Origin of the sequence: Aureimonas sp. AU12, from assembly GCF_001463705.1 — a bacterium.
Classification (GTDB): Bacteria; Pseudomonadota; Alphaproteobacteria; order Rhizobiales; family Rhizobiaceae; genus Aureimonas.
The window spans coordinates 72,775-97,646 of record NZ_BBWH01000031.1; the positions used below are offsets into that span (position 1 = coordinate 72,775).

General features: G+C 68.2%; 21 protein-coding genes and 1 pseudogene. 14 read left to right on the forward strand and 8 right to left on the reverse strand.

Going from position 1 to position 24,872, the window contains the following annotated elements; all coding sequences use genetic code 11:
- Positions 1-27 precede the first annotated feature (27 nt).
- A complete protein-coding gene (gene polA, locus AUL33_RS13310) occupies positions 28-2,949 on the reverse strand; it encodes a DNA polymerase I (RefSeq protein ID WP_062208779.1) in 2,922 nt (973 codons plus the stop codon).
- Positions 2,950-3,602: 653 nt separating this feature from the next.
- Between polA and AUL33_RS13315 the strand changes: the two are divergent.
- From AUL33_RS13315 to AUL33_RS13320, 3 genes and pseudogenes are all read left to right on the forward strand, one after another.
- Positions 3,603-4,979, forward strand: a pseudogene (locus tag AUL33_RS13315) (dipeptidase); the annotation flags it as partial.
- A gap of 122 nt (positions 4,980-5,101) precedes the next feature.
- The gene (locus tag AUL33_RS21665; RefSeq protein WP_244492231.1) at positions 5,102-5,284 is read left to right on the forward strand and encodes a BrnT family toxin; all 183 of its coding nucleotides are present in this window, start codon (positions 5,102-5,104) and stop codon (positions 5,282-5,284) included.
- A gap of 9 nt (positions 5,285-5,293) precedes the next feature.
- Positions 5,294-5,560: a BrnA antitoxin family protein gene (locus AUL33_RS13320; protein ID WP_062208782.1), complete on the forward strand. Its 267-nt coding sequence runs from the start codon at positions 5,294-5,296 to the stop codon at positions 5,558-5,560.
- Positions 5,561-5,617: 57 nt separating this feature from the next.
- Here the strand turns inward: AUL33_RS13320 and AUL33_RS13325 are convergent, their stop codons facing one another.
- A complete protein-coding gene (locus AUL33_RS13325) occupies positions 5,618-6,289 on the reverse strand; it encodes a hypothetical protein (RefSeq protein WP_156419409.1) in 672 nt (223 codons plus the stop codon).
- A 220-nt stretch (positions 6,290-6,509) separates the two neighbouring features.
- Positions 6,510-7,487 (reverse strand): tripartite tricarboxylate transporter substrate binding protein, encoded by a 978-nt coding sequence (locus AUL33_RS13330; protein ID WP_062208787.1) that lies wholly within the window; start codon positions 7,485-7,487, stop codon positions 6,510-6,512.
- A 274-nt stretch (positions 7,488-7,761) separates the two neighbouring features.
- Here AUL33_RS13330 and AUL33_RS13335 point away from each other — a divergent pair, with 274 nt between their 5' ends.
- The 3 genes from AUL33_RS13335 (at position 7,762) to AUL33_RS13345 (ending at position 12,640) form a co-directional block, all read left to right on the forward strand.
- Entirely contained in the window at positions 7,762-8,598 is an 837-nt protein-coding gene (locus tag AUL33_RS13335) for a MipA/OmpV family protein (protein WP_062209050.1), read from the forward strand.
- A 168-nt stretch (positions 8,599-8,766) separates the two neighbouring features.
- On the forward strand, positions 8,767-9,588 hold the full coding sequence (locus AUL33_RS13340) for an alpha/beta fold hydrolase (RefSeq protein ID WP_062209053.1): 822 nt from the start codon (positions 8,767-8,769) through the stop codon (positions 9,586-9,588).
- A gap of 355 nt (positions 9,589-9,943) precedes the next feature.
- Positions 9,944-12,640: a transglycosylase domain-containing protein gene (locus AUL33_RS13345; RefSeq protein ID WP_062208790.1), complete on the forward strand. Its 2,697-nt coding sequence runs from the start codon at positions 9,944-9,946 to the stop codon at positions 12,638-12,640.
- A gap of 97 nt (positions 12,641-12,737) precedes the next feature.
- On the opposite strand, the gene AUL33_RS13350 is transcribed toward AUL33_RS13345, so the two are convergent.
- Genes AUL33_RS13350 through AUL33_RS22940 form a run of 4 tightly spaced genes read right to left on the reverse strand, consistent with a single transcriptional unit; the run spans position 12,738 to position 15,116 of the window.
- The gene (locus tag AUL33_RS13350; protein ID WP_062208793.1) at positions 12,738-13,814 is read right to left on the reverse strand and encodes a DUF3618 domain-containing protein; all 1,077 of its coding nucleotides are present in this window, start codon (positions 13,812-13,814) and stop codon (positions 12,738-12,740) included.
- Entirely contained in the window at positions 13,811-14,203 is a 393-nt protein-coding gene (locus tag AUL33_RS13355) for a phage holin family protein (RefSeq protein WP_062208796.1), read from the reverse strand. Before AUL33_RS13355 ends, AUL33_RS13350 begins: the two co-directional genes overlap by 4 nt.
- A complete protein-coding gene (locus tag AUL33_RS13360; RefSeq protein WP_062208799.1) occupies positions 14,200-14,955 on the reverse strand; it encodes a hypothetical protein in 756 nt (251 codons plus the stop codon). Before AUL33_RS13360 ends, AUL33_RS13355 begins: the two co-directional genes overlap by 4 nt.
- 32 nt (positions 14,956-14,987) lie before the next feature.
- Positions 14,988-15,116 (reverse strand): hypothetical protein, encoded by a 129-nt coding sequence (locus tag AUL33_RS22940; RefSeq protein ID WP_280137818.1) that lies wholly within the window; start codon positions 15,114-15,116, stop codon positions 14,988-14,990.
- A 351-nt stretch (positions 15,117-15,467) separates the two neighbouring features.
- Here AUL33_RS22940 and dnaK point away from each other — a divergent pair, with 351 nt between their 5' ends.
- The 7 genes from dnaK to AUL33_RS13395 all read left to right on the forward strand — a co-directional run bounded on the left by dnaK (position 15,468) and on the right by AUL33_RS13395 (position 22,765).
- Positions 15,468-17,393 (forward strand): molecular chaperone DnaK, encoded by a 1,926-nt coding sequence (gene dnaK / locus AUL33_RS13365; RefSeq protein ID WP_062208802.1) that lies wholly within the window; start codon positions 15,468-15,470, stop codon positions 17,391-17,393.
- Positions 17,394-17,671: 278 nt separating this feature from the next.
- Positions 17,672-18,766 carry an acyltransferase gene (locus tag AUL33_RS13370; RefSeq protein WP_062208805.1) on the forward strand — a complete coding sequence of 365 codons (1,095 nt, stop codon included), beginning with the start codon at positions 17,672-17,674 and terminating at the stop codon, positions 18,764-18,766.
- A 209-nt stretch (positions 18,767-18,975) separates the two neighbouring features.
- Complete coding sequence (gene dnaJ, locus AUL33_RS13375) at positions 18,976-20,142, forward strand: molecular chaperone DnaJ (protein ID WP_062209056.1); 1,167 nt, start codon at positions 18,976-18,978, stop codon at positions 20,140-20,142.
- Positions 20,143-20,322: 180 nt separating this feature from the next.
- Positions 20,323-20,835 (forward strand): class I SAM-dependent methyltransferase, encoded by a 513-nt coding sequence (locus AUL33_RS13380; RefSeq protein ID WP_202815303.1) that lies wholly within the window; start codon positions 20,323-20,325, stop codon positions 20,833-20,835.
- Positions 20,836-20,909: 74 nt separating this feature from the next.
- Positions 20,910-21,539 carry a class I SAM-dependent methyltransferase gene (locus AUL33_RS13385; protein WP_062208811.1) on the forward strand — a complete coding sequence of 210 codons (630 nt, stop codon included), beginning with the start codon at positions 20,910-20,912 and terminating at the stop codon, positions 21,537-21,539.
- Positions 21,536-22,117, forward strand: a complete 582-nt coding sequence (locus AUL33_RS13390; RefSeq protein WP_062208814.1) for an NADPH-dependent FMN reductase — start codon at positions 21,536-21,538, stop codon at positions 22,115-22,117. Before AUL33_RS13385 ends, AUL33_RS13390 begins: the two co-directional genes overlap by 4 nt.
- A gap of 51 nt (positions 22,118-22,168) precedes the next feature.
- Positions 22,169-22,765 carry an HdeD family acid-resistance protein gene (locus AUL33_RS13395; protein WP_062208817.1) on the forward strand — a complete coding sequence of 199 codons (597 nt, stop codon included), beginning with the start codon at positions 22,169-22,171 and terminating at the stop codon, positions 22,763-22,765.
- Positions 22,766-22,965: 200 nt separating this feature from the next.
- Here the strand turns inward: AUL33_RS13395 and AUL33_RS13400 are convergent, their stop codons facing one another.
- On the reverse strand, positions 22,966-23,724 hold the full coding sequence (locus AUL33_RS13400; RefSeq protein WP_062208821.1) for an SDR family NAD(P)-dependent oxidoreductase: 759 nt from the start codon (positions 23,722-23,724) through the stop codon (positions 22,966-22,968).
- 435 nt (positions 23,725-24,159) lie between these two features.
- Between AUL33_RS13400 and AUL33_RS13405 the strand changes: the two genes are divergently transcribed.
- Positions 24,160-24,834 (forward strand): DUF1345 domain-containing protein, encoded by a 675-nt coding sequence (locus AUL33_RS13405; protein ID WP_062208824.1) that lies wholly within the window; start codon positions 24,160-24,162, stop codon positions 24,832-24,834.
- The last annotated feature ends 38 nt before the right edge of the window (positions 24,835-24,872 follow it).

Genomic DNA, 24,872 nt, shown 5'->3' on the forward strand with positions numbered 1-24,872 from the left:
GTTCGTTCGCATCGCAAGAGCCGGATGTCAGTGAGCTTCGTCCCAATTCTGCGCCGCCCGCGCATCAACGACAAGGGGAACGGCAAGTTCCACCACGGGCTCGGCGGCCCGCTCCATCACCCGCTTCACCACGGGGATCGTCGCCTCGACCTCGTCGTCCGGCACCTCGAAGACGAGTTCGTCGTGCACCTGCAGCAGCATGCGGGCCGACAGGCGCTCGGCCGCAAGCGCCGCCTCCATCCGCACCATGGCGCGACGAATGACGTCGGCGGCCGAACCCTGGATCGGGGCGTTGATCGCGGCGCGCTCGACGGCGGCGCGCACCTGCGGGTTGGAGGAGCCGATATCAGGATAGTGCGCCCGCCGTCCGAACAGCGTCTCGACATAACCGGCATGGCGGCAGAACAGCTTCACCCGGTCCATGTAGTCGCGGATGCCGGGGAAGCGCTCAAAATAGCGCTTGATGTAGGCGCCCGCCTCCTCGCGCGGGATCGAGAGCTGCGCGGCGAGGCCGAAGGCCGAAATGCCGTAGACGATGCCGAAATTGATCGCCTTGGCGCGCCGGCGCACATCCGAGGGCATGCCCTCGACGGGAACCCCGAACATCTCGGATGCCGTCATCGCATGGATGTCGATGCCCTGCCGGAAGGCCTCCGTCAGCTGCGGGATCTCGGCCATGTGGGCGAGCAGTCGCAGCTCGATCTGGCTGTAGTCGGCCGAGAGCAGCTTGTGGCCGGCGGGCGCGACGAAAGCGGTGCGGATGGCGCGGCCTTCCTCGGTGCGCACGGGAATGTTCTGGAGATTGGGCTCGGACGAGGAGAGCCGCCCCGTCGTGGTGGAAGCCATCGAATAGGAGGTGTGGATGCGCTCGTCGGCATCCATGTAGGTCGGCAGCGCGTCGGTATAGGTGCCCTTGAGCTTGGTCAGCTGGCGCCAGTCGACGATGCGGCGCGGCAGATCGTGGCCATCAGTCGCGAGGTCTTCCAGAAGCCGCGCGTCGGTGGCCCATTGCCCGGTCTTGGTCTTCTTTCCCCCGGGCAGGCCCAGCTTGCCGAACAGGATCTCGCCGAGCTGCTTGGGGCTGCCGACATTGAAGGGTTCGCCGGCCATGACGTGGATGTCGGCCTCGAGGCTGGCGGCCTTCTGGGCGAAGCGGCCCGACAGGCGCGACAAAATCTGCCGGTCGGTGCGGATGCCCCGCTCCTCCATGCGCGCCAGCACCGGCACGAGCGGGCGCTCCAGCCGCTCGTAGACGTGGGACAGACCCTCGGCGGCGAGGCGCGGCTTCAGGACCCGCCAGAGCCGTAGTGTCACGTCGGCGTCCTCGGCGGCGTATTCGCTCACCCGCTCGATCGGGACGGCGGCGATCGGCTTGGCGTTCTTGCCGGTGCCGCAGAGCTCCTTGAAGGAAATCGGCTTGTGGCCGAGGAAGCGCTCAGACAGTTCGTCCATGCCGTGCCCCTCCAGCGACGACGAGGCGTCGAGCACGTAGGAGATCAGCATCGTGTCGTCGAGCGGCGCGGTCTCGATGCCGTGGCGGCGCATCACAAGATAGTCGTACTTGGCGTTCTGCGCGACCTTGAGGATCGCGGGGTCCTCGAGCAGAGGTCCGAGAAGGTCGAGAACGCGCCCGAGCGGGATCTGCTCGCCGACGCCGGCCTTGGCCGCCTCGTCCGACAGGAGATCGCCCCCGCCCTCGCCGACATGGGCGATCGGCACGTAGGCGGCCTCGCCCGGCGCCACCGCCAGCGACAGGCCGACGAGATCGGCGCTGAAGGCGTCGAGCGCGGTGGTCTCGACATCGAAGGCGACGACGCCGGTCTCGCGGGCCCGCTCGATCCAGTGCACCAGCCGGGCCTCGTCGCGCACCGTCTCGTAGACGCTGCGATCGACCGGCGTCGAGGAGGCCGCCTGCAGCCTTTCGGCAGCGTGCGCGGCCGGGGTCATCGACAGATGCGAGCCGGTCTTCTCCGCCCCCGGCGTGCCGCCGGGATCGAGGTCGGGGCCGCGCGCCGGGGCGGTGACGTCGACCGTCGCGGCCTCGACAAGCGAGGCGTCGGTGCCGAGCTTGGCGGTGACGCGGCGCGTCAGCGAGGTGAACTCCATCGCCTTGAGGAAGCCGACAAGCTTCTCGCCGTCGGGTTCGTGGATGAAGAGATCTTCCAGCGGCACGTCGAGCGGCGTGTGCTGGTCGAGCGTCACCAGCCGCTTCGACAGGCGCGCCTGATCGGCGTTGGCGAGGATGCTCTCGCGGCGCTTGGCCTGTTTGATCTCGCCGGCATTCTCCAGCAGATTCTCGAGCGTGCCGTAGGTGTCGAGGAGATCGGCGGCGGTCTTGGGTCCGATGCCCGGAACGCCCGGCACATTGTCGGAGCTGTCGCCGACGAGCGCCTGCAGGTCGATCATCTTCTCGGGGTAGACGCCGAACTTCTCGAACACCTCCTGCGGCCCCAGCCGCTTGTCCTTCATCTGGTCGTAGAGCGTGACGCAGGGACCGACGAGCTGCATCAGGTCCTTGTCGGAGGACACGATGGTGACGTCGCCGCCCGCTTCGAGCGCGAGGCGGGTGTAGGTGGCGATCAGGTCGTCGGCCTCGAAGCCCTGCTTCTCCACGCAAGGCAGATCGAACGCGCGCACCGCCTCGCGGATGACGGCAAATTGCGGCACGAGGTCTTCGGGCGGTGCCTGCCGGTTGGCCTTGTACTGGTCGTAGAGGGCGTTGCGGAAGGTCGTCGAGGAATGGTCGAAGATGACGGCGAAATGGGTCGGCGCGACGCCGACCGAGGTGTCGCGCGACTCCTCCACCAGCTTCCACAGCATGTTGCAGAAGCCCGACACGGCGCCGATCGGCAGCCCGTCGGACTTGCGCGTCAGCGGCGGCAGCGCATGATAGGCCCGGAAAATATAAGCCGAGCCGTCGACGAGGAAGAGATGGTCGCCCTTTTGCATGGGCCGGTCGTATCGCGCAGGCGCGTGCGAGTCCATGCGATCGCATCGGAGCCCGCGATGGGGCAAGGCGCCGGTGCGAGCCGCAGGGCGGCGGAGGCGCGGACCGCCGCTCAGACTGACCCGGGCGGATTTCGCCAGCGCCCTGTCAATCCGTAAGACGGGTGCCGGCCACGAACCAGCCCGAGTTCGGAAGCGGCAGATGCCGGGTCGGATCTGCATTACAAAGGTTTAACCTCTGATATCACGATCATGTGATGGCAGCCGCTTGAACCCAAATGAGGGGAAGCGCATTTATTCGACAACGGCGCACGAAGCGTCGCCTTCGGTCAAAAGCTCGTCCCCCGCTTTGAAGCCGAACGTGAGCGGATCCATCCCATCCCCCCTCTCGGGATCTCCGCTCGATCAGAAGGAGCCGTCGCGACAATCCCCCTCCAGTCCGCGACGGCTCTTCTTCTGTCTTTCCTCCCATATCGATACCCGGCGCGCTGACAAGGCGCGCTTTTTTTGCGTCGGCACGAGCCGTTTCGATGAAGAGGCGCGCGTTCCCGCCCCTCGCTCGCCGGTTTTGCGTTCGTCGGCGCCTCGCGCTATGCCCGCTCGCATTCGGCGGCAGCGCACAACTCGGCCTGTCGTGCCCCCAGACGGAGCGCCCCATGTCCGATCTCGACAGCGTCCTTGCCTGCCTCGACCTGAACCTCGATCGCTCGGTCGAGCGGCTGCAGGATCTCCTGCGCATTCCCTCGATCTCCACCGATCCCGCCTACGCTCCGGACTGCCGGCGCGCCGCCGAGTGGCTGGCGGGCGATCTCGATGCCATCGGGTTCGAGGCGCGCGTCGCCGACACGGCGGGCCATCCGATGGTGGTGGCGCATCGCAAGGGCCCCGAAGGCAGCCGCCACGTCCTCTTCTACGGCCATTACGACGTGCAGCCGGTGGATCCGCTGGCGCTCTGGGACACCGACCCGTTCGATCCCCGGCTCGTCACCATGCCCGACGGCACGCAGCGCCTCGTCGGGCGCGGCACAGCCGACGACAAGGGCCAGCTGATGACCTTCGTCGAGGCCTGCCGCGCCTTCATCGCCGAGACGGGATCGCTGCCCTGCACCGTCACGATTTTTCTCGAGGGCGAGGAGGAGTCGGGCTCGCCCTCGCTCCTGCCCTTCCTCGACGCCCACCGTGCCGAGCTCTCGGCCGACGTCGCGCTCATCTGCGACACCAACATGTGGGACCGCGACACGCCCGCGATCTCCACCGGCCTTCGCGGCCTCGTCGGCGAGGAGGTGACGATCAAGGCCGCCTCGATGGATCTCCATTCCGGCTATTTCGGCGGTGCCGCCGCCAACCCCATCCATGTCCTGGCCAAGATCCTCGCCGATCTCCACGACGAGACCGGCCGCGTGACGCTGCCCGGCTTCTACGACGGGGTGCCGGACCTCCCGGCCGAGGTGAAGGCGATCTGGGACAAGCTCGACTTTTCGGAAGACCAGTTCCTTGGCGCGGTCGGGCTCTCGGTGCCCGCGGGCGAGAAGGGCCGCTCGGTGCTCGAGCAGACGTGGTCGCGCCCCACCGCCGAGGTCAACGGCATCGAGGGCGGCTATACCGGCAAGGGCTTCAAGACGGTGATCGCGGCGCAGGCGCACGCCAAGGTCTCGTTCCGCCTCGTCTTCGACCAGGACCCGGCGGCGATCCGCGCCGCCTTCCGCGCCTTCGTCACCGAGCGCCTGCCGGCCGACTGCACGGCCGAGTTCCATGAGCATGGCGGCTCGGCCGCGATCCAGCTCCCCTTCGACAGCCCGGTGCTGCAGACCGCGCGCGCGGCCCTGTCGGCCGAATGGCCCAAGCCCGCCGTGATGATCGGGATGGGCGGCTCGATTCCGGTGGTCGGCGAGTTCAAGCGCCGGCTCGACATGCCCTCGCTCCTCATCGGCTTCGGCCTCGGCGACGACCGCATCCACTCGCCGAACGAGAAGTACGAGATGACCTCCTTCGCCAAGGGCCAGCGCTCCTGGGCGCGCGTGCTGGCGGCGCTGGACGAACGCGGGGCGAACGCGGGGCGAGTTGACGCCGCGCTCGGCGACTTGATGGCGGCAGAAACTGTCGGTACAAAAATATCGTCGCCGCCTCGTTAGATCGGGCCAAGCGTGAGCGCGCGCTGGCCGAGCGTGGTCTCGACTTCGCTGATGCGCCCGGTCTCTTCGCAGACCGGACGCTGACGCCGGCCGACGAGCGGTTCGACTACGGCGAGCCGCGGCTCCAGATTGAGGGCTTTCTGGAGGCTCGGGTCGTCATGGTGGTCTGGACACCGCGGGCGACGTGCGGCACGTCATTTCGATGAGGCACTGCCATGAACGCGAAAGTCGAAGAGTCCTCGACCGACTGGATTGATCCCGACGACGCGCCGGAATGGACCGACGAGATGTTCGATCGCGCCGACCTTCACGAGAACGGCGTGCTCATCCGGCGCGGGCGACCGCCCGCCGAGCATCCCAAGGCCCGCGTCACGCTGCGGCTCGATGCCGAGGTCGCCGCGGCGCTTCGCGCCTCCTGCAAGGGCTGGCAGACGCGGGTGAACCAGGCGCTGAAGGAGTGGCTCGCCAAGGGCGCGGCCTGACGCTCGCATCCGGCTCGACGGACCTCCCGGCAAAACCTCGGGCGTCGAGCGATGATCTCAGCCGTTGGCGGACGAACGCGCGAAGACCTCACCCGCCGCGGCAGCCGCCGGCATCGCCTCCCCGGCGAAAGCACCCTGCGTTACGACCGCATGCCGGAGACTGAGGGCGCCGCAGCAGATCGCGGCGATCGACAGGAGTTCGCCGCCATCCTCGACGAGGCTGACGATTCCCTTGAAGGCCAGCGACGAGGCCGGGCCGATCACGGCCCCATGTAGGAAATCGATCACCACGGCGAAGCCGCCCACCGCCGCGATCGCGGCGACGAAGAACAGGTTGGCGCCCTTGCGCTGGTCCGCCGCCGTCATTCGCGAGATCACGACGAGGAACAGAGCGAGGAAGGGCAGGAACCCCACGACCTCGCCGACGCGCGAGTCGATGGACAGCAGAGAAGCCAGCTGGTCGCCGACCTGCTCGTGGAGGCTCAGGATGTTGTCGGCCGCGATCCAGGCGAAGAGGACGGCGAAGGACGCGATCGTCCGGTCGCCCTGCGCCTTGGCCACCTGCCAGAGACTGACCACCGTCACCACCAGCATGGCGGTCTCGCACAGCTCGCCGAGGCCCCGGTCCATGGTGATTTTCCATGCGTCGAGGGACGGCCAGATCGCGGTGACCGCGAAGACATGCTCGGCGATGAGCGCCGCGACGTGAAGACCGATGAGGCCCGTCACCAGCAGTCCAAACGGAATCGCGAGCTGGCCGAACGGCGGTGTTTGCAGGAAACGAAGCGTGCGGAGAAGCACACCATGGCATCTGCGGAAAACGAGCATCATCGCCACCCCGTGACAGTTTGATGTCGTTTTCCTAACAGAACCATGAAGGTTGTGAAGTCACAACCTGAAGCACTTGCGATACACTGCGAGAGCGACGTCTGACGCTCAGGAAGGCACGCTATTCGATGCGTGCGCCGGACGCCTCGATCACCGGACGCCAGCGGGCGATTTCCTTCGTGACATGGGCGGCGAGCTCTTCGGGCGTGCCGCCGACCGTGGTCGCGCCGACCTCGGCGAGGCGAGCCTTCACCTTCGGGTCGGCGATCGCGGCGTTGGCCGCCTCGTTCAGCTTGGCGATGATGGCCGGCGGCGTGCCGGCTGGCGCGAAGAAGGCGTTCCAGGTGTTCGTCTCGTAGCCGGGAACGCCAGCCTCCTCCATCGTCGGCACGTCCGGGAAGTTGGCCGCCCGCGTCTTCGTGGTAACGGCCAGCGCCCGAAGGGCACCGGAGCGGATGAACTCAGTCGAGGAGGGCAGGTTGTCGAAATTGATCGGCACCGCGCCCGAGACGGCATCGACGAGCGCCGGGCCGGAGCCCTGGTAGGGGACGTGAACCATGTCGACGCCGGCCATCGACTTGAAGAGTTCGCCCGACAGGTGCAGCGGCGTGCCGTTGCCGGAGGAGGAGTAGATCTCCTCGCCGGGCTTCTCCTTCAGACGCGCGATCAGCTCCTTCACGTCCTTGGCCGGGTAGTCCTTGTTGACCGTCAGGACGTTCGGCACGGTGACGAGCAGCGCGATGGGCGCGAAGTCCTTTTCGGGGTCGAAGGGCGGCTTGGCATAGAGCGAGGCGACGAGCGCATGGGTGGCAATCGTGCCCATCAGGATCGTGTAGCCGTCGGGCGCGGCCTGTTTCACGAAACTCGCGCCGAGATTGCCGCCGGCCCCGCCCTTGTTGTCGACGAGCACCTGCTGCCCGAGCTTCTCGCTCATCGACTGGGCGATGGTGCGCGCCACGAGATCGGTGGAGCCGCCGGCCGCGAACGGCACCACGAGCGTCACCGGCTTGGTCGGGTACTCTTGCGCCGAGGCCGAGAGGCTCCCGAGCGCCAGGATCGTGCCGGCGAGCGCGCCGGTGATGAAAGTGCGTCGTTTCATGGCTGAAATCTCCTCCCAGAGACGGCGCCCTCCCGGCGCCGATGATGGCCCGACTAGACACGGGGTGACCGGCGCAGGCGAGAGCGGAAGAACGGTCTCGCCATCACGGACGCGTGAGGCCGCACTCGTTGGCGCGCGATACAAGCGCCTTTCGTGTCTTGGCGGCAACGCCTGTGGCGCGAATGCTGCATTGCGGGCGTTCAGTGATTGAAGTTGCACGGGTTTCCCCGACAATAGGGTCATGAAACAGACGCCGATGCCGGAGCATGCACCCGTGACCTTCCGTTCCGCCCTTCTTCTCGCCGCCGCGTTCGCAGGCTTTGCCGCCGCGCCGGCCCTCGCCGCCGATGCGGTCGCCACCGTGGACACGACCGAGGTCGCGGTCGTGAACAATGCCGATCTCATCATCGAGCTCGGCGCCGGCGTCTCCACGCAGCCCGCCTACGAGGGTTCGAGCGACTACATCGTCTCGGGCTACCCGATCGTCGGCCTGCAGTACCTGAACATTCCCGGCATCGGCGCGATCGGCTCGCCGGACGAGAGCTACGGCGGCTTCAAGATCGCGCCTTCGTTCCGCTTCATCGACAAGCGCAACGCCGCCGACTATCCCGAACTGTTCGGCACCCGCGCCCTCGACGAGACCTATCAGCTCGGCCTGCGCGCCGGTTACGAGTTCCCGCTCTACGAGACTTTCAACGCCGAAATCTACGGTGAGGCGCGCTATGCGTTCGGCGAGGCCGAGGGCTTCGTCGGCGGCGCCGGCATCGACTTCATCTCGCGTCCGAACGAGCAGTGGACGCTGAAGCTCGGCCCGCGCACCACCTTCGCCTCGGCCGAGTACATGAGCACCTACTTCTCGGTGACGCCGATCGAGAGCCTCGCTTCGTTCGGCCGCCTCGGCGCCTACGACGCGGGTTCGGGCTTCAAGACGGTCGGCGCCGCGGCCTCGGCTCGCTACGAGTTCCGCCCCAACTGGTTCGTCAATGCCAACGCCGCCTACGAGCGGATGATCGGCGACGCCAAGGATTCCCCGATCGTCAAGGTCGGCTCGGAAGACCAGTTCTTCGCCGGCATCGGCCTGTCGCACCGCTTCACGCTCGACCTGTTCTAGGACCGGGCCACTCCTCTAGGACCGGGTCACTCCGGCCGTTTCGACCCGATCGAGGCCCGGACGCCGAAAGGTGTCCGGGCCCTTTTGCATGTCCGGCACCATTTGGATGACGGAACCGCTTTGCGCGCGATCCATTCCTTGGAGACGAAACAGACCGAGGAGAACCGCGTGACCTACCTGCAGACGAAGGACGGTGTCGATCTCTACTACAAGGATTGGGGGACCGGCCGCCCGATCGTCCTCATCCACGGCTGGCCGCTCAATGCCGACATGTGGGACTACCAGGCCGACAAGCTGGTGGATCAGGGCTTCCGCGTCATCTCCTACGACCGGCGCGGCTTCGGTCGGTCCTCGCAGCCCGGCACCGGCTTCGACTACGACACGCTGTCCGACGATCTCGCAGCCTTGATGGAGCATCTCGAACTCGAGAACGCCGTCCTCGTCGGCTTCTCGATGGGCGGCGGCGAAGTCGCCCGCTACATGTCGCGCCACGGCGGCAAGCGCGTCGGCAAGGCCGTGCTCGTCTCGGCGGTGACGCCCTATCTCCTCAAGGACGACACCAATCCGGACGGCGTCGACAAGTCGGTCTTCGACGGCTTCATCTCCGATCTCGAGAAGGACCGCCCCGGCTTCCTCACCGGCTTCGGCAAGCAGTTCTACGGCGTCGGCCCGCTGACCTTCTCGGTCTCGTCGGACTACCTCGCCTGGACGCAAGGCCTGGCGCTGCAGGCGTCGCTTCGCTCCTCGATCGCCTGCGTGCGCGCCTTCGGCACCACCGACTTCCGCGCCGACATGACCGCCTTCACCGTGCCGACGCTGGTGATTCACGGCACGAAGGATGCGACGGTTCCCTTCGAGGTTTCCGGCGAGAAGGCCGCCAAGATGATCCCGGGCGCGCACCTGAAGGTCTACGAAGGCGCGCCGCACGGCCTGCACTATACCGAGCAGGAGAAGCTGACGAGCGATCTGGCGGATTTCGCGCGGGTCTGATCTCCACGACGATCCACGACACACATGACCGACGGCTTCGAGCCGTTCGGGCCGGCGCTCCGAAGGGGTGCCGGCCCTTTCGTTTGCCGTGGCTCGCCGCCACGCCAAGCGCTGCCACAGGCGTTGACGACGCGGCAGGGTTCCTTAACGCCCCGTTAAATCGCCGCATTTAAACTCCAGTTGCGAACGGGACGTCGGCGTGCTCGCGCGCGCCGCTTCGCCGCTGGTCGGCCATCGTCCCCGTTCGGGTTCAGCGGCGGTTCAGCCGCGGCCCGTCAGGATCGGATCCTGCGTCGGCGCGGCGGACGGGCGAGATCCCGGCAGCGACAGATCGAGAGTTGAGGAACGGGAACGGATGGCGGCGAGGCGCAAGAACGACCGGATCGAACCGACCTTCGGCTCCTCGCGAGGCGGGGACGAAAGCGAGATCCGCGTTTCGGCCGACGACCGCGCCGTCCTGCCCGCCAGCGCCGCGGCCAACCGCAATGCGCGCGGCAGCCGCGGCACCCGGCGCGAGCCGGAGATCGAGGCGACCGCCACGCGGCGCTCCTCGAAGTCGCGCGATCTCAGCTCGGGCAGCTCGGGCGGCGGCGGCGGATTCTTCGGGCGTCGGCGCAAGCGGCGCTCGCTCCTCGGCCATCTCGTGCGCCTCTGCGTGCTGCTGGCGCTGTGGGGCGGCATCGCGGGCGCGGCCGTCATCGGCTATTTCGCGGTGAAGCTGCCGCAGGAGGCCTGGGCGATCCCCGCGCGCCCGCCCAACGTCAAGATCGTTTCCGTTTCGGGCGATCTGCTGGCCGACCGCGGCACCACGGGCGGCGAGGCCGTCGCCCTCGACCGCATGAGCCCCTACCTGCCGCAGGCGGTGATGGCGATCGAGGACCGGCGCTTCTATTCGCACTGGGGCGTCGACCCCATCGGCATCGTGCGCGCCTTCTCCGAGAACGTGGCGGCGGGCGAAACCGTGCAGGGCGGCTCGACGCTGACCCAGCAGCTCGCCAAGAACGTCTTCCTCAATCCCGACCAGACGATCCAGCGTAAGGTGCAGGAAGCCATCCTCGCGCTCTGGCTCGAGCACAAGTTCACGAAGGACCAGATCCTCGAAATGTACCTGAACCGGGTGTATTTCGGATCGGGCGCGACGGGCGTGCAGGCCGCCGCCCGGCGCTATTTCGACAAGAACGCCGACGAGCTCTCGCTGGTCGAGGCGGCGACGCTGGCCGGCGTTCTCAAGGCGCCCTCGCGCCTCTCGCCGGTGCGCGACGCCGCCGCCGCGCGGGCCCGCGCCGAGATCGTCCTGCAGGCGATGGAGGACGAGGGCTTCATCACGCAGGCCGAGTTCGACGCCGCCAAGGCCGCCAAGCCGACGAAGGCCCGCTCCTTCTGGACCGGCCCCGAACACTACGCCGCCGACATGGTGATGCGCGACCTGCCGCTCCTCGTCGGCGATATCAAGGAAGACGTGGTGGTCTCCACCACGATCGACCTGACGCTGGAGAAGAGCGCGCAGGCGGCGATCGCCGACACGATCGACAAGGCGACGCAGAATGTCAGCCAGGGCGCGCTCGTCTCGATCGACGGCACCGGCGCGATCCGCGCCATCGTCGGCGGGCGCGACTACGCCACCTCCCAATTCAATCGCGCCTCCGAAGCCAAGCGCCAGCCGGGCTCGGCCTTCAAGCCCTTCGTCTACGAGACAGCGCTCGAATACGGCGTGCGGCCCGAAACGATCGTCGACGACGCGCCGATCCGCATCGGCAACTGGACGCCCTCGAACTACGACAACAAGTTCCGCGGTCCGGTGACGGTCGCCGACGCGGTGATGAAGTCGCTGAACACCGTGGCCGTGAAGCTGACGGCCGAGGTCGGCCCGCCCGCCGTGATCGAGACGGCCAAGCGCATGGGCATCACCTCGCCGCTCGTCGACAACGCCTCGCTGGCGCTCGGCACCTCGGAAGTCTCGCTGCTTGAACTGACCGGCGCCTATGCGCCCTTCGCCAATGGCGGCTATCAGGCGACGCCGCACCTCGTGAACAAGGTGACGACGGTCTCCGGCAGGGTGATCTACGAGCGCCCCGCCGAGGTGCCGCCGATCATCGTCACCTCCGACATCGTCGGCATGATGAACGCCATGCTGACCCGCGTCGTCACCTCCGGCACCGGCCGCCGCGCCGCCTTCCCCGGCTGGCAGGCGGCGGGCAAGAGCGGCACGACGCAGGACTTCAAGGACGCCTGGTTCGTCGGCTACACCGCCAACCTCACCACCGGCGTCTGGCTCGGCAACGACAACGGCAAGCCGATGCGGCAGGTGACCGGCGGCACGCTGCCGGCCGACGTCTGGAAGACCTTCATGACCGCCGCGCACGAAGGCCTGCCCGCCATGCCGCTGCCTGGCAACTACCGGATCGGCGATCCCGGCAACACGCCGGTCGCGTCCGGCTACGGCGGCCAGATCATCGGCTACGACGCCTCCGGAAACCCGGTCTACGAGAACACCGAACTGCCCTCCGGCGGCACCGACGCCTACGGCGAGCCCGTGCCACAGGAAGCCCTCCCGGCCGATCCCGCACCCGGCAGCCTGCCGGCCGACGGCGGCATCGCCTCGGTCGTGCCCGGTCAGGACGATCGCCCGGCCGAACCCGATGTCGGGCTCGGCGTCGGGCGCAGCGGCGTCCAGCCCGGCTATGCCTCGCGCGGCGAGCCCGAGCCGCGCCGCATCTTCCGGCGCGACGACGCCCCGCGAGATCCCTATCCGGCCGAAGACCCCTACGCCTCCGTTCCCGAGCCGTACGCCGACGGCCCCGATCCCTACGGCGACGACGTCTATGGCGGCCCGCCGCCCGAATATGGCGAGCCCGCCCGCATGCGCCCGCCCGCCGATATCGGCCCGCCGCGCGTCGTCCGGCGCGGCGACCTACCAGCGGATGCGGTGCTGGAGGGTCCGGCGCGTCAGGTGCGCCAGCAGGACCTGCCGCCCGACGCCGTGCTCGAAGGTCCCGCCTCCGGCGGACGCGCCAGCGACCGCTCGTTGTTCCGCGGCCTCTTCGGCAACTGACGCCCCGACATGACGAAGGCCGCGGGATCGATCGATCCCGCGGCCTTCATGTTGAGCCCTTCCGTGCGCTCTCAGGAAGCGCCGGGCATGATCGAGATCAGGACAGGCCTTCCTTGCGGGCCTCGTCCTTCCCGGTTTCGGCGGCGGTCTTCACCACGGACGAAACCTTCTGCGCGATGGTCTCGCCGCTGCCGGCCTCCGGCTTCAGCCCCTTCTCCTCGGCCTCGGCGCTGCCGGCCTCGTAGGCCTTCGCCGCCACGGTCTCGGCCTTTTGAACGGCGTCGCGCCCGTAGTCGATCGCCTCGTCGCGGAGACGATCGCGGGTCTCGCCGAGCCATTCGTCCTCGGTGCGCGTCGAGGGAAAAGCCGCGCCGATGGCCGCGCCGATCGCCACCGCAACGGCGCCGAGGATCAGGGGCTCCTCCTGCAGCGTGTCGAGGAAGGTCCGCTTGGCGCGGGCTCCGTAGTCCGAAACACGCTCGCCGGCATAGGACGCGCTGCGATAGCCCGCCTCCGCGGCGCGATGGGCGGCGTCGCTCGCCTCGTGGCCGAGATGGGAGACGCCGCTGGCAACGCTCGATGCCGCGTCCGACACGGCACCCGCCGCGCTCGATGCGGCATCCGACACCGCGCCGGCGGCGTCCGAGGCAGCCGAGGAGACGCTGTCGCCGGCGCTCGTTGCGCCCTGACGCGCCCGTTCGCCGAGACCCGGTCCGCCCGAAGACGACGGCCGCGACGCTGCCCCGGCATAGGCGCGGGGCACACCTTGCGCGAGGTCGCTGCCGTAATCCGACGTGTAGGCGGTGGCGACAGGTCGCACGGGACCGTCGAAGCGGTTGTCGCGATCGTCGGCCGCCCAGCGATCGGGGGTGCGATCGTCGTCGCGCCGGTCGTCGTAACGGGACTTCAGCCGCGAGCCGTTGTCGCGCACGCCCTGCCCGAGCAGAAGCCAAGCCGCACCCGCGCCGATGAGGCCCAGCGCCAGCGGATTGTCGCGCACCTGCCGGTTGAGGTTCTGTACCATCTCGGCGCCCTGTCCGCCCCGAACATAGGCGGCGACCTCGTCGACGATCTGGCCCGGCGAGAACCGGTCCTTCAGGCTGTCGAGGGTGGAATCGAGAGAGGAGCGGCGCTCTTCGGCCTCGCGGGCGAGGCGTTCGGTCTCGGTGCTCATCGGGTCTGCTCCTTCACGAGCCGGCCGTCCTTCTGCAGCTGCTGCAGCGTGCGGTCCGGCGTCAGGCTGACGGTTTCGAGGTCCTTCTTGCCCTTGGCGAGCAGCGCCACGCCGACGAGGGCAATGACGACGCCGACGATGAGCGCGGCCCAGCCGGCGCCCACGACATGGGCGAGTGCGATCACCAGCGCCTGCGCCAGCACCACGAGGGCGACGAGGAGGCAGATCGCGCCGGCGGCGATCGAGCCGCCACCGACCTGCACCTGCGCGATCTTGTCGGAGATCTCGGCGCGGATGAGCTTGCCCTCGGTGCGGAACAGCTCCGTGGTTTCACGCAGGACGTCGCCGATCAGATCGGGAACGGACCTCGTATCGCGGGGCTCGCTCATCGCAGGAAGTCCTTTGTCATGTCAGAGGATCCGGCAAGGCCCTCTGTGCCAGTGGTGCCGGACGATCCGGACGATCCGAATTCGGCGCCCGTGGGACGGGACGCGGCCCCGGTGGTGCGCGAGGCTTCGAAGCCCGACGAGCCGACGCGGGTGATCGGCGCGCCCTCGGGATCGGAGTGGTTCAGGCCGTCGCTGGGAATGCTCGTGCGCTGGCTGCGCGACGAGGCGGAGCTGCGATCGAACGGGCGTGCCGAGCCGCCGCGAAGATGCTCGCGGTCGGCATGATCGCCGGAGGCGCGGGCGAAGCGCCCGAGCGCGACGCCGGCCAGCGCCGCACCGATGAGGAAGGCGGCGGGCTGGCGCCGGGCGAAGCCCGCGACCGAACGCGTCAGTTCCTGCAGGCTCTGGCCCTTGAGGGCCTCGGAGGCCTGTTCGAGACCGGATGCGGCCTCGCGAACGAGGTTGGCGGCCATCGACTGGTCGCGCTCGCCGAGTTCGTCGGATGCCTTGCGGATCGCGGCGGTGAAGTCCTCGAGGCTGGAGGCGGCGGCGGACTTGCCGTGCTCGACCTGCTCCTCGGCTTTCTGGCGCGCGCCGGAGACCAGCTTGGAGGCCTCGTCCCGGATCGTGCCGGCGGCATGGGAGGCCTCGGTGCGGGCGGACTGCGCTTCACGCTCGACGCCGCGAGAGGCGGCCTCGCGATCGTCGGCCCAGCGGCCGGAGCCGCCGGTGGTGTCGGATGTATTGGACATGGACGGTCCCCTTGGGATCGGCGAGGGCGGGATCAGCGAAGGCCGAGGAACGACAGGATGGCGAGAACGACGACGATCAGGCCGATGAGGTAGATGATGCTGCGCATGGGCATGCCTTTCGGGTCTCGAATGGCGCTCGCGGCATCTCCAGACTGCGACAATCTGGGCGCGGGCGGCCGTCGGGGGGTCAACACGCGCCGGTGAACTGCGTTCCGCCGAAACGCTCGCCGCGATCGATTTTCGAGAGGCCGGCGATGGAAGGCGTCGTCGGGCGCCGCCGCGCCAAACCCTTCAGGGAACTGGAATTTCGCCCGTGGGAGCCTCAGCGTGCCGCCGCATGCAACGGGTGTCGCGCGATGCCTTGCACCGCCGAAACCCGGTTCATATATAGCTTCCAGTTTCGCCGGACGGGTTTGTGCCCCGGACCGGCGACCCACCCATTCTTAAGGTGCCGCCTGCCGGAACGCCTCCTGCGAGGGTCCGGGCGGTACGCTCAACAAGGAGAGAAGCATATGGCGAAGGTGATCGGTATCGACCTTGGCACCACCAATTCCTGCGTCGCCGTCATGGACGGCAAGACCGCCAAGGTGATCGAGAACGCCGAGGGCGCCCGCACCACGCCTTCGATGGTGGCCTTTTCCGAGGATGGCGAGCGCCTCGTCGGACAGCCGGCCAAGCGTCAGGCCGTGACCAATCCCGAGAACACGCTCTTCGCCGTGAAGCGCCTCATCGGCCGCCGCCACGACGATCCGGCGGTCACGAAGGACAAGGATCTCGTTCCCTACAAGATCGTCAACGCCTCCAACGGCGACGCCTGGGTCCAGGCGCATGGCGAGAAGTACTCGCCCTCGCAGATCTCGGCGATGATCCTTCAGAAGATGAAGGAAACCGCGGAGGCCTATCTCGGCGAGAAGGTCGAGAAGGCCGTCATCACGGTTCCCGCCTACTTCAACGACGCCCAGCGTCAGGCGACGAAGGATGCCGGCAAGATCGCCGGCCTCGACGTGCTGCGCATCATCAACGAGCCGACGGCGGCGGCGCTCGCCTACGGCCTCGACAAGAACGACGGCAAGACGATCGCGGTCTACGATCTGGGCGGCGGCACGTTCGACGTCTCGGTGCTCGAGATCGGCGATGGCGTCTTCGAGGTGAAGTCGACGAACGGCGACACGTTCCTCGGCGGCGAAGACTTCGACATGCGCCTCGTCGATTACCTTGCCGGCGAGTTCAAGAAGGACCAGGGCATCGACCTGAAGGGCGACAAGCTGGCGTTGCAGCGCCTGAAGGAGGCCGCGGAAAAGGCCAAGATCGAGCTGTCGTCGGCCTCGCAGACCGAGATCAATCTGCCCTTCATCACCGCCGACGCCTCCGGGCCGAAGCACCTGACCATGAAGCTGACGCGCTCGAAGTTCGAAGCGCTGGTGGATGACCTGGTGCAGCGCACCGTGGGTCCCTGCAAGTCGGCGCTCAAGGATGCCGGCCTGACGGCGGCCGACATCGACGAGGTCGTGCTGGTCGGCGGCATGAGCCGCATGCCCAAGGTGCAGGAGGTCGTGAAGGCCTTGTTCGGTAAGGAGCCCCACAAGGGCGTCAACCCGGACGAGGTCGTCGCGATGGGCGCCGCGATCCAGGCGGGCGTGCTGCAGGGCGACGTGAAGGACGTGCTCCTTCTCGACGTGACCCCGCTGTCGCTCGGCATCGAGACGCTCGGCGGCGTGTTCACGCGCCTCATCGACCGCAACACGACGATTCCGACGAAGAAGTCGCAGGTCTTCTCGACGGCCGAGGACTCGCAGAACGCCGTAACCATCCAGGTCTTCCAGGGCGAGCGCGAGATGGCGCAGGACAACAAGTCGCTCGGTCGCTTCAACCTCGAGGGCATTCCGCCCGCACCGCGCGGCGTGCCGCAGATCGAAGTCACCTTCGACATCGACGCCAACGGCATCGTCAACGTGTCGGCCAAGGACAAGGGCACCAACAAGGAGCAGCGGATCACGATCCAGGCTTCGGGTGGCCTGTCGGATGCCGACATCGACAAGATGGTGAAGGAAGCCGAGGCGAACGCCGACAACGACAAGAAGCGTCGTGCCGGCGTCGAAGCCAAGAACCACGGCGAGTCGCTGCTCCATTCGGCCGAGAAGTCGGTCAAGGACTACGGCGACAAGGTTTCGGCCGAGGACCGCAAGTCGATCGAGGACGCGATCACGGATCTGCGCGCCGAACTCGACAAGCCGGAAGCCGATGCCGAGACGATCAAGGCCAAGAGCGATCGTCTCGCCGAGGTCTCGATGAAGCTCGGCCAGGCGATGTACGACGCCGCGCAGTCGGGCGAGGCGGACGAGGCTGAGGCCAAGGCCGATGCCCGCTCGCAGCAGGACGACGTCGTGGACGCCGACTTCGAGGAAGTGCAGGACGACGGCCGCAAGAAGTCGGCCTGATCTCTCGCGAACGATCCTTCCGGGATCGCTCGATCGACATCTCGCAAGGAGCCTTGGCGCATCGCGCCGGGGCTCTTTTTCGTATCGGCCGCAAAACACGAGCGCCGGCCGCCTTCATCTTGCGGAAGGAGATCGGAGCCTAGGATGAGCCGAACCCGAGGGCGGTCGGAGTTTACGTTAACGGGAGGTAAACGACGCAAAGACTCAAAGGCGGACCTTTAAAGCCCTATAACCATCCTCGACGGGCTAGGCGGCGTGATGCCGGAACGGACGGCACAATGTATTTCCGGATCTTCGACTGCTGGCGCTTCACCGCCGCGATGCTGGTAATGACCTACCACTTCCTCTACTTCGCGCCGGGTCAGGGCGCGGTGGCGGGGACTGCCGTGCTGCACCGGTTGCTGCCGCTGCTCGACATGTTCTTCATGATCTCGGGCTTCTTCATCGCCAGCCGCTATCACGATAAGATCCACAGCATCGGCGAATACGCGACGTTCCTGCGCCGGCGGATCGCCCGCCTCTACCCGCTCCACCTCATCACGCTCGCCTTCTTCGTCGGCGTCGCGCTGATCGGTTCGACCGGGCTCGTCCATCTCAGCGAAACACAGCGCTGGGACTTCGCGGTGCTGCCGCTGCAGCTTCTCGCCGTCCATGCCTGGGGCACGACGGATGCGCTCGCCTTCAACTATCCGTCCTGGTCGGTCAGCGCCGAGATCTTCTGCTACCTCCTGTTCCCGCTGATCCTCGTGGTGGCGCGCGATAGCGGCCTGCGCGGTCTCGTCCTGCTTCTCGCGGTGTGGGTCGGCGCGCTCGAACTTCTGAGCCGCCGCGGCGTCTTTCCGAGCGGTCACTGGACGGATGCCGACACACTCGGCGCCTATCGCGCCTTTGCCGACTTCCTGGCCGGCTCGATCGCGGCGCTGCTCGTCGGGCGGCGCGTCCTCGCCGTGCGCTCGCACCTGCCGGGCCTCGGCTTCCTGGCGCTCGCGGTCGCGGCGATGCTCGGCGAGTTCTCGCCCTACGTCTCACTCGTCCTGCTCTTCCTCGCCATTCTCTTCGTCGGCCTCTCCGAGACGGCGCGTCCCCGCTCCACCGCGGTGCTGGCGCCCCTGATGCCGCTGACGCGCCTCTCCTTCGGCATCTATCTCTGGCATCCCGTGATGGAGACGATCTTCCTCTCGCTCCTGTGGAAGCGGGTGATAGAGCCGACGGGCACCGTGAGCTTCTATCTCGTGTGGCTGCTGCCGATGGCCGCCTCGATCGCCGCGGCCTTCCTGTCGGAACGCTTTCTGGAAGGGCGGATCGCGCGGGTCCTCGCCGGTCCGTCTCCGGCGGCCAAACCGAAGCCCGCAGCCGTGCTCGCGAAGGTCTGAGCGACGCGTCCTCGAACGGGCGCCTTGGTCCGGCAGGGACCGTTCGCAGCTTTTGCGCTGCGTCATCCTATGGTAACGCGTCGTTCCAGCCCTTACATGCGGCGAACGGCAGTCGAGGCCAGAACAGGCCCGATCGGCTGCATGCCCGTGCGGCGGCCCATGCGAGGCCGCTCTTCCAGTCAGATGATGAGAACGGTGAAACGGTGTCCGTGAAGGTCGATTACTACGAGACGCTCGGCGTCGCCAGAGGCTGCGACGACAAGGTCCTGAAGGCGGCGTTCCGCAAGCTGGCCATGCAGTATCATCCGGACAAGAACCAGGGCGATGCCGCCTCGGAGGTCCGCTTCAAGGAGATCGGCGAGGCCTACGAGGTCCTGAAGGATCCGCAGAAGCGCTCGGCCTACGATCGCTTCGGCCATGCCGCCTTCCAGAATGGACAGGGCGGCGCCGGGTTCAAGGGCGACTTCGCCTCGTCCATGGCCGACATCTTCGACGACATCTTCGGCGAGATGATGGGCGGCCAGCGACCGGGCGGCGGAGGCGGCGCGCAGGGCGCAGGGCGCCGGGGCGGCGGCCAGTCGGGGCGCGAGCGCGGCTCGGACCTTCGCTACAACATGGAAATCAGCCTCGAAGAGGCCTTCGGCGGCAAGACCGCCGAGATCGGCGTGCCGACGACCATCCAGTGCGACGTCTGTAACGGCACGGGCGCGCGCACCGGCACGGCGCCGAAGGCCTGCCCGACCTGCGGCGGCATCGGCCGGGTGCGTGCGGCGCAGGGCTTCTTCTCGATCGAGCGCACCTGCCCGACCTGCCAGGGTCGAGGCGAGATCATCGCCGACCCTTGCGGCAAGTGCGGCGGCGACGGACGCCTTCCCGAAGAGCGCAATCTTTCCGTCTCGATCCCCGCGGGCATCGAGGACGGCACGCGCATCCGTCTGGCCGGCGAGGGCGAAGCGGGGCTTCGCGGCGGGCCGGCGGGCGATCTCTACATCTTCCTCTCGGTGAAGCCGCACGAGTTCTTCCAGCGCGACGGTGCCGATCTCTTCTGCAAGGTGCCGGTCTCGATGACGACCGCCGCACTCGGCGGCACGTTCGAAGTGACGACGCTCGATGGCCAGAAGGCCCGGGTCAAGGTTCCCGAAGGCACCCAGTTCGGCAAGCAGTTCCGGGTCAAGGGCAAGGGCATGCCGGTGCTGCGCTCGGCGCAGACCGGCGATCTCTTCATCCAGATCTCGATCGAGACGCCGCAGAGCCTGTCGCGCCGCCAGCGCGAGCTGCTTGAGGAATTCGAGGAGATCTCCTCCTCCGAGAACTCGCCGCAGTCGACCGGCTTCTTTTCGCGCATGAAGGACTTCTTCGAAGGGCTCAGCGAGTAGCATTCGGTCTTTGACGCGCGTAAAGACCGAGCTCCAAGCGAATGACGGGAGGCCGGACTGCTTACGCATCGCGACAAGCCACGGCGCGAGCCGATCAACGCCCATTTCCTTAAGGAGTGGCTGCGCCACCCCCTGAAGGTCGGCGCGGTCTCGCCTTCGTCGAAGGCGCTGGGCCGCCTCATGGCGGCGCATGTGCCGATCGAGCGCGGGTCGGTGGTGCTGGAACTCGGCCCCGGCACCTGCGTCGTCACCCGCTGCCTCCTGGAGCGCGGCGTCGAGGAAAGCGATCTCGCCTGCCTCGAATACGCGCCGGAGTTCTGCGCGCTGCTGCGGGCGCTTCACCCGCGCGCCCACATCGTGCAAGGCGACGCCTACCGGCCCGACGTCGCCCTTCGCCGCTGGATCGGCGACCGGCCGCTGGCGGCCGTCGTCTCTTCGCTGCCGCTGATGGCGCGGCCCGAACTCGAGCGCGCCTGCGTCATCGCCGACTATCTCGACCTCCTGCCGCCCGGTGCGCCCTTCATCCAGTTCACCTATTCGCCCTCGCTGCCGGTGAAGCCCGAGCGCATCGGCGCGAGCGCCTTCGCCACGCACTGGATCAAGCGCAACCTGCCGCCGGCCCGCGTCCTGATCTATCGCCGCGGCGGTTCTGGCCTGAATGCGACACAGACTTGTCCGATTTCGTCGATCTGACAAACTGATGCGGTAGGACGGTCCGACGAATCGCCGGGACCGGCGATCGCAAGAGGAAGAAGGCGAGGCCCGACATGCAGCGGAACGAGCGTCAGACGAGCAACGCAGAAGCCCGCGAGCGACGCGCCGATCTCGTGCGCTTCTTCGGCACCTGGGTGCGCAACCCCATCAAGATGGGCGCCGTCGCGCCCTCCTCCGCCAGCTACTGCGCCACGATGGTGGCGGCCTCCACCACCGAGATCGACGGGCCGATCCTCGAGCTCGGCCCCGGCCTCGGCGTCGTCACCCGCGCGCTTCTCGATGCCGGCGTCGCCCCCTCGCGCATCACCTCGATCGAATACGACCGCGACTTCGCGGCCACGCTCACTCGCCGCTTCCCCGGCGTCAACGTCATCCACGGCGACGGCTTCGACCTCGATGCGACGCTCGCCGACGGCGGCGCGACGCGCTTCTCGACGATCCTCTTCGCCATCCCCATCGTGAAGCTGCCGCAGGCCGAGCGTCAGGCGTTGTTCACCCGCTACTTCGCGCGCTTGGCGCCGGGCGGCAACCTGACCCAGCTCTCCTACCTCTGGACCCCGCCGGTGAAGCCGGTGGCCGGGGTCTTCGACGTCTCGGCCTCGCCCATCGTCTGGGACAACATTCCCCCGGCCCGCGTCTGGATCTACCGCCCGGCTCGGCTCCCCACCAAGCCGGCGCCTTGATCCCGCGCATCCTGATCCTGCCGGGCTCGGCCGAACCCGGCTCGCCCACTCTGCGCCTCGCCGGCGAGGCGACGCGCCTTCTCGCGATGACCGACGTGGCGCTCACCACTGCCAACCTCGCCGACTATCCACTGCCGATCCTCGACGGCGCTCCGCCCGGCGCGGTGCCCGAAAACGCCCGCCTTCTCGCCGGCCGCTTCGCGCTGCAGGACGCCATCCTCGTGATCGCGCCCGAGATCCATGCCGGCATCGCGCCGCTCCTGAAGAACGCGATCGACTGGATCGCCGCCGCCGGCGCCACGCTGCCGCCTCAGGCCGCGTCGCCGTTCCGGCGCGTCGTCGTCGGACTTGCCGGCCTGTCGCCCGCCGAAGGTGGCACCGGCGCAGGCCTGCGGCACCTGCGAGAGGTCCTGGCGGCGCTGGGTGCCGAGATCGTGACGGCGGAATGCCGCATCACGGCCGGTGAAACCCTCTTCGACGCCGACGGACGCCTTGCCGGCGAGGGTGATCGGCGACATCTCGACGACCTCGTGGACGCGGTGCTCGACCACGCCCGCGCCCTCGGGCGCGGCATCTGAGCCCCCACGCCCGACGACCCGCATTTCGCATGACGCGACAAGAGGCTGAGAATGAGCGACGAGAAGAACCGGCCGGCCCCCGCCGCCACCGTGCGGCGCGAGGTTCGCCGCTACCTGCATCAGCACTGGCGCGCCTTCTCGCTGCAGGGCCTCCTCATGGCGCTGGCCGGCGTCGCCGCGCTCGTTGCGCCGCTCCTCGCCACACTCGCCACCTCGATCTTCCTCGGCTGGCTGGTGCTGGCGCTCGCCGGCGCCGCCTTCATCGCCTGCTTCCGCATGCGCGGTGCCGCCGGCTTCTGGTCGAACCTCGCGCTCTCGGTCCTGCTTCTGCTGCTGGGAATCGTCATCCTCGCCGATCCCTTCGCCGGCGCCGTGACCCTCACCACGGTCCTCGCCGTCTACTTCCTCCTCACCGGCCTGACGATCCTGTCGCTCGCCCGCGCCTTCCGCACCTCCACTGGGCGCTTCTGGCTGCTGGCCCTCGCCGGCGGGCTCAACGTCGCCCTCGCCTTCTTCCTCGTCATTGGCCTGCCCGGCACCGCCTCATGGGCTGTCGGCGTCTTCCTCGGCATCTCCCTGCTGATGTCCGGCCTCAGCCTCCTCGCCGCCGCGCTCGATGCCCGCACGGGGCCGAAGCCCGGGCGCTAGCGGGCGAGGGTCGCATGCAGGGGCGCTGCCCCCGCACCCCTGCCAAGGGCCTGAGGCCCTTGGATCCCCATCTGTTGTTTCAGTCACCGGGAGGGCCAGCGGCCCTCCCCGGTGACTGACAGGAGAAAGCGGGGGTCCGGGGGTGTCAGCCCTCGGGCGGGGCACGGGGCGGCAGCCCCGCCATGCCACCCGCCGCCGGCTCAGACGTGCTGGCCGCCGTTGATGTGGATTTCGCCGCCGCTGACGTAGGAGGCCTGGTCGGAGCAGAGGAAGTAGATGATGTCGGCGACCTCGGAGGTCAGGCCGAGGCGGCGCAGGGGGATGGTTTCGACGATCTTCTCGGTGCCGGGTGAGAGGATGGCGGTGTCGATTTCGCCGGGGGCGATGGCGTTGACGCGGATGCCGTCGGGACCGAAGTCGGCGGCCATCTCACGCGTCAGGGAGGCCAGCGCCGCCTTGGAGGTGGCGTAGGCGGTGCCGGCGAAGGGATGGACGCGGCTGCCGACGATCGAGGTGACGTTGACGATCGAGCCCTTCGCGCTGGCCAGTTCGGTGTGGAGGCCGCGGGCGAGCATGATCGGGGCGAAGAAGTTCACCTGGAAGACGTCGCGCCAGACATGCATGGGGGTGCGGATGGAATCCATGCGGGCGCCCTTCTCGACCTTCGGCGAGATGGCCGCGTTGTTGACGAGCGCGTTGAGGCGCCCGCCATTGGCCTGCAGGCGCTGGCGGATCTCGGAAACGGCGTAGCCGACGTCTTCCGGGTCGGAGAGATCGACCTTGATGTGGTCCTCTGGTCCGGCGGGCCAGGGGCAATCGGCTGCGAAATCCTGGCGCGAGCAGGTGATGACGCGCCAGCCCTCGCGCGAGAAGCGCTTGACGGTGGCGTGGCCGATGCCGCGCGAGGCACCTGTGAGAACCAGCGTCTTGCGGGCGTCTTGCGGCTCGGACAGCGACATGGGACCTCGTGCGAAGAGCGAAAGCGGCCGGCGGCGGCCGCGGGTCGGCGCTTTGGATCGAACTCCGCCGCGCCGTCCTTCCTTTAGACCACCGGGGCGAGCCGGGGGAATATCTTTCGCCGCCCGCTCCACTTCCCGTTTCAGCCAGAGAGGGCTCATCGGACGAAGGATGCCGAGCGGGGTGCGCGCGGTCTGCAACGATCCACCTCGAGCACGGCACGCGGTGCCGCAGGCAAACCCTGCCGTCGGCGCGGAGCGCTCTCCCGGCACACGCGAAAATCGGCTATGCGGGACGTCGATGGCCGGCGACGATCCGGTGGCGGGCGGGACGCCGAGCCCTGCCGGGTCGGTTGGACGCCATCGTCTTCCGACGCCGCAGACGTCGCCTTCTCAGCCTCCCCCGGCCGGTCGCGGCCGACGTTCGACGGATCCGGCATGCCTCAGTCCCTTTCTCAATCCGGACCGGTCGTCCGTGTCTGGCGGGTGCTGCGCGCACGGCCGCGCCTCCTCGCCGGGTTCGCGGTGACGATCGCAGTGGCGCTGCTTCTGCCCGCGAGCCTCGCGGCGTCGACGCGGGGGCTCGTCGGCTGGAACTGCGGCGTCCTCGTCTATCTGGCGGCCACAGCGCGCGTGATGCTCGGCGCCGATGCCGGCGACATCCGAAGCCACGCGGCGGGGCAGGACGAGGGGCGTGCCGCGATCCTCGTCATCACCAGCCTCGCCATCGCCGTCAGCTTCGGTGCCATCGCAGTCGAACTGCACGGGATGGGCGGTGCTGCGATCTCGGGCTGGCGCCTGTCGCTCGCCGGCGCCACCATTCTTCTGTCTTGGACGATGACGCAGGTCGTCATGGCCATCCACTATGCCGGCGAATATTACGGCGACCCGAAGGCCGAGGGCGGCATGGCCTTTCCCGGCGGCGACGAGGAGCCGGACTATCTCGACTTCCTCTATTTCGCCTTCACGATGGGCGCGGCGGCCCAGACCTCCGACGTGGCGGTGACGACGCGGGGCATGCGCCGCCTCGTGCTGGCGCACACGATCCTCGCCTTCCTCTTCAACACCACGATCCTGGCGCTCGCCGTGAATGTCGGCGCGAGCGTGATCTGAACGCACGCTGCTGGACAGCGCGGCGCCGATCCCCGACA